Source organism: Ruminococcus sp., from assembly GCF_045129435.1.
In the GTDB taxonomy this organism is placed as follows: Bacteria; Bacillota; Clostridia; order Oscillospirales; family Acutalibacteraceae; genus Ruminococcoides.
Window position 1 is genome coordinate 1 of sequence record NZ_JBGVJL010000117.1, and the last position, 4,493, is coordinate 4,493.

General features: G+C 38.5%; 5 protein-coding genes. 1 reads left to right on the forward strand and 4 read right to left on the reverse strand.

Annotated elements, in window-relative coordinates:
- From ACJMMI_RS05795 to ACJMMI_RS05810, 4 genes are all read right to left on the reverse strand, one after another.
- Window positions 1–496: flavin reductase family protein (locus ACJMMI_RS05795; protein WP_405354259.1), on the reverse strand; the 496-nt coding region annotated here is incomplete at its 3' end.
- A gap of 15 nt (window positions 497–511) precedes the next feature.
- Window positions 512–1,513, reverse strand: a complete 1,002-nt coding sequence (locus ACJMMI_RS05800; protein WP_405354260.1) for an aldo/keto reductase — start codon at window positions 1,511–1,513, stop codon at window positions 512–514.
- Between the two features lie 9 nt (window positions 1,514–1,522).
- Window positions 1,523–2,143 carry a flavodoxin family protein gene (locus ACJMMI_RS05805; RefSeq protein ID WP_405354261.1) on the reverse strand — a complete coding sequence of 207 codons (621 nt, stop codon included), beginning with the start codon at window positions 2,141–2,143 and terminating at the stop codon, window positions 1,523–1,525.
- A gap of 93 nt (window positions 2,144–2,236) precedes the next feature.
- The gene (locus ACJMMI_RS05810) at window positions 2,237–3,142 is read right to left on the reverse strand and encodes a LysR family transcriptional regulator (protein WP_405354262.1); all 906 of its coding nucleotides are present in this window, start codon (window positions 3,140–3,142) and stop codon (window positions 2,237–2,239) included.
- A 133-nt stretch (window positions 3,143–3,275) separates the two neighbouring features.
- On the opposite strand from ACJMMI_RS05810, the gene ACJMMI_RS05815 reads away from it, so the two are divergent.
- Window positions 3,276–4,280 (forward strand): aldo/keto reductase, encoded by a 1,005-nt coding sequence (locus tag ACJMMI_RS05815; RefSeq protein WP_405354263.1) that lies wholly within the window; start codon window positions 3,276–3,278, stop codon window positions 4,278–4,280.
- Window positions 4,281–4,493: the final 213 nt, after the last annotated feature.

Sequence of the window (4,493 nt, forward strand, 5' to 3'; positions counted from 1 at the left end):
AACCATGGAAAACAGGGTCATAGGTGATAGGAATAAATTTTGAAAGGTCAAGCTCTCCGTTATCGTCAAGAACACTTTCATCAATGCTGACATTCTTAATCTCACCAAGGTATTTTGATTCATCAATAACTTTTGTGAGAACACACTCAAGTGCAAGTGGCAGTTCGTTGATTACAGGTGCGTTTACGAACTCACTCTTTGTTGTTGTAAAGCCTGCCTTTTTCATTTTGTCAGGCTCGTTATTGCCGGACACAACGCCCACATAATCGCAAGCCACAACATTTTTTACATCGGCAACGCTTACTGTAAATGCCTTTGTTTTAAGCATATTTTCGGTTGTTTTGTGTGAACCTAAATCAATCATAATTTCATTACTGCCGACAATACCGCCCCAAGCAGCGTTCATAGCATTTGCTTTGCCATTCTCATCATAGGTTGCGATAATCATAACAGGCTGTGGGTATAAATATGGTTTTGCTCCGAAATTCTTTCTCATAATAAAAACTCCTTTTTATTTATTTATAATTTTTGAGCCGCCGAAAACTTCCGACATCTCAATTTCTGCCAATATTTTGTCAAGCTCTGTGACCTCTTTTTGAGTCAATTTAATTTCTGCCGAGCCTGCATTTTCTATTAATCTGTCAAGCTTTCTTGTGCCGGGAATTGGCACGATGTACGGCTTTTTGCACATCATCCATGCAAGTGAAATTTGTACAGGCGTTGCATTTTTCGTATTTGCCAAGGAGTTAAGAAGTTCAAGTAGTTTCTGATTTTTCTTAACTGCCTCTGCCTTGAATTGTGGCATTACAGAGCGGTAATCTGTGCCTTTTTCAAAGCTTGAATTTTCATTGTATTTACCGCTTAAAAATCCGTTTGCAAGTGGAGAGAAAGCCACAAATCCAATTCTAAGTTCCTCAAGCACAGGAAAAAGTATTTCGTACTGTCTTGCCATCATAGAATAGCGATTTTGAATTGCGGTGACAGGGCAAACCGCATTTGCCTTGCGAATGTTTTCCTCTGTTGCTTCACTTAGTCCCCAATGCGTAATTTTACCTTCTTTTATAAGGTCAGCCATTACTCCTGCAACTTCTTCAATGGGAACATTAGGGTCAAAACGGTGCTGATAGTATAAGTCAATATGATCTGTGCCAAGTCTTTTTAATGAGCCCTCAACTGATTTTCTTATTACTTCCGGTCTTGAATCGGGAATGAGTGCGTGATTTACATTTTTATCATTTTCATCAAATCGAATTCCGAATTTAGTTGAAATAATAACCTTGTTGCGGTATGGCTTTAATGCTTTGCCAACAAGACTTTCATTATCATGTGGGTCGGTTGAAGTTCCATAAATCTCGGCGGTATCCAAAAAGTTGTATCCAATATCTACAGCCTGAGATATAAGCCTGCACATTTCATCTTTATCGGCAGGAGAACCGTAAGCGTGGCTCATTCCCATACAACCGAGTCCGACTGCGGATACCTTTAAATCTTTACCTAAAATTCTTTGTTCCATTTTTACCTCTTAATGATGAAAGTTAGTAAATGTATTCTGCTCTTTTTCAGGTAAGCCGTATTTTTCCTTGCCAAGAGCAATACTCTTTACCATAAATGCAATGTTTTTGCCCAGAGTTCTCATTGTCTGCAATCCCTCTTTGTCAAGCAAAACTTCGTCAGCCTGACCGCCATATACCATATTCCAATACTGACTTGACGCAATCGGCATTGAGCTTATAGTGAAGTATTTGTTGAGTACATCAAAGGAAGAAGTGTTTCCTCCTCTGCGACAGGTCACAACCGCCGCACCGACTTTCATGGTTTTGTCAATATTCATTGTACTGAAAAACAGTCGGTCAAGGAACGAAATTGCACCACCGGCTGGGGAAGCGTAATACACAGGTGCACCAATAACAAATGCGTCTGCTTCGGCAAGCTTTGGTGCAACCTCATTTACAATGTCATCAAATACACATTTACCGATTTCACGACATTTGCGGCAGGCAATACAGCCACGAATATTCTTGTTGCCTATGTGTATAAGCTCGGTTTCGATTCCCTCACTTTCAAGAGTATTTCTAAGTTCGTTAAGTGCGGTGTATGTGCACTCGTTAGCTCTCGGACTTCCGTTTATAAGCAATGCTTTCATATTTACATCTCCTTATTTTTTCTCTATCTTTATTATAAAAGAAACAAGACCTCGTGAGAAGTCTTGTTTTGTTCATTAGTATATACCTAAAGGTTATAACTGATTTTTGGCTTGAACTGTATTTTTCGCCGCCTGCAAAACCCTTTTAACATTTTCACTTGGATTAGGAGAGTGGAGCAAACCAAACGGAATACTGTATTCCCATTCAACAGGGATAACCTTGAGCAAAGGGTGAACATTCGCCCAACCCTTGATTGCAAGAAGTACGGCGTTGCTGTTTTCACACTTATTAAAAATGCTCATATCGTAAAAATCAAAATCTACAATATTAATTCGGCTATGATTTTGCCATACGTCATCACGCAGTTGGTCAACATAATTACTCCATCCTCTGTGCATAAGCATAAGATTTTCACCGTACAGGTCGCTTATCTGCAATTTGTCTTTACCTGCAAGTCGGTGGTGAATAGATACCGCACAGCAAAACGGCTCTCTGGAAAGCTTCAATCCCTTGCACTTTCTTAAATTAAGCATAGTGTCGTCAAATATACCGCCCACAATATCAATGTTCTTGCCAAGGTTTGCAAGAATTTCCTTTGCGTTTTCAGGTGTGTTTTCAAAGGGAACAATTTCAAATTTTATATCAGGGCATTGAGCCTGAATTTCTGGCCATAGCTGCATAAGCAGCTGAGCGGGAGTGGTAGGTGATGAGCCGATACGGATAATTTTTTCGCCCTCACTCATTGCATTTTTAGCACGAACAACAGAGTCTTTGCAATAGCTGATTATATATTTGGCATCTTGATACAGCGACTTGCCGGCTTTTGTCAGCACAAGTCCACGATGTGTACGCTCAAACAATACCAAATCAAGCGACTTTTCAAGCAAATTAATTTGTTTTATAACGGCTGTCGGTGTGATATATAACGCATCTGCCGCCTTATTAAAACTGCCTGCATCCGCCACCTTTATGAATGTTTCAAGCTGTGGGTTGTACATATTACCACCTCCGTAAATCTTATACAATAATTATATATATTTCATTTTTCTTTGTCAAATGTTAGTTATTATTATAATTTTTACTTGAAAAAATCAACTGAAAATATATAATAAAATAAAGGAAGTGTGATTTATGCAATATACAAAACTCGGCAATACAGATATAGAGGTGTCAAAGCTATGCGTTGGTTGTATGAGCTTTGGCAAGGCAGGCACAATGCACGACTGGACTCTTGACGAAAAGGAAACAGAAAGCACAGTTAAATATGCACTTGACTTAGGTATTAACTTCTTTGATACCGCAAACGGATATTCAGCCGGCACAAGCGAAGAATACCTTGGCAAGGCGATAAGAAATAATGTTGCAAGAGATAAGGTGGTTATTGCGTCAAAGGTGTATTTCAATGAAGGCAGACTTTCAAGAAATGCAATTATGAGAGAGATTGACGGCAGCTTAAAAAGGCTTGGCACAGATTATCTTGATTTGTACATAATTCACCGATTTGATTACGATACCCCGATTGAAGAAACTATGCAGGCACTCAATGATTTAGTAAAGGCAGGTAAGGTGAGGGCGATAGGTGCTTCTGCAATGTACGGCTACCAGTTTTACAATATGCAGATTGCAGCAAAGGAAAACGGCTGGACTCAATTTTCAGCTATGGAAAATCATTATAATCTGCTTTATCGTGAAGACGAAAGAGAGCTTATTCCAATCTGCAAGCAAATGGGGGTTTCGCTTATGCCATACAGTCCGCTTGCAGCAGGTCATCTTGCACGAGCAACATGGGAAAGAAACTCACTGCGTGGAAAAACCGACAGAGTGGCTCAGGGCAAATATGACAGAATGGAAAAATACGATATGCAGATTGTGACCAGAGTAAACGAGCTTGCACAAAAGTATAACTGCAAAATGTCACAAATAGCAATCGCATGGCAATGGGCAAAGGGAATAGCTTCGCCGATTATAGGTGCAACCAAAGCAAAATATTTTGACGATGCAGTCGGTGCATTTTATGTTATGCTGACTGCTGAGGATATTGTCTACCTCGAAGAACCGTATGTACCACACCCAATAGTAGGTGCAATAGATAAAAACCCTCCTCAAGGCACAATGCTTCTTGACGAGAAGAAGTAAGTTTTAATATTGCGAAAGTTGGCAGACTATTTTATTTTGATAAAATGTTAATAATTATGTTGACTATTGTTAAAAAGTGTAAGTATATATGTTTTTTCTTATAAACTATTTTTGAAAAAATAAAAATAAAAAAATAATTTATAGAATAATATATAGTAGTATAATATTACATACATATTAATTTTATTTTTTTATTTTTTATTTTATTTAAAG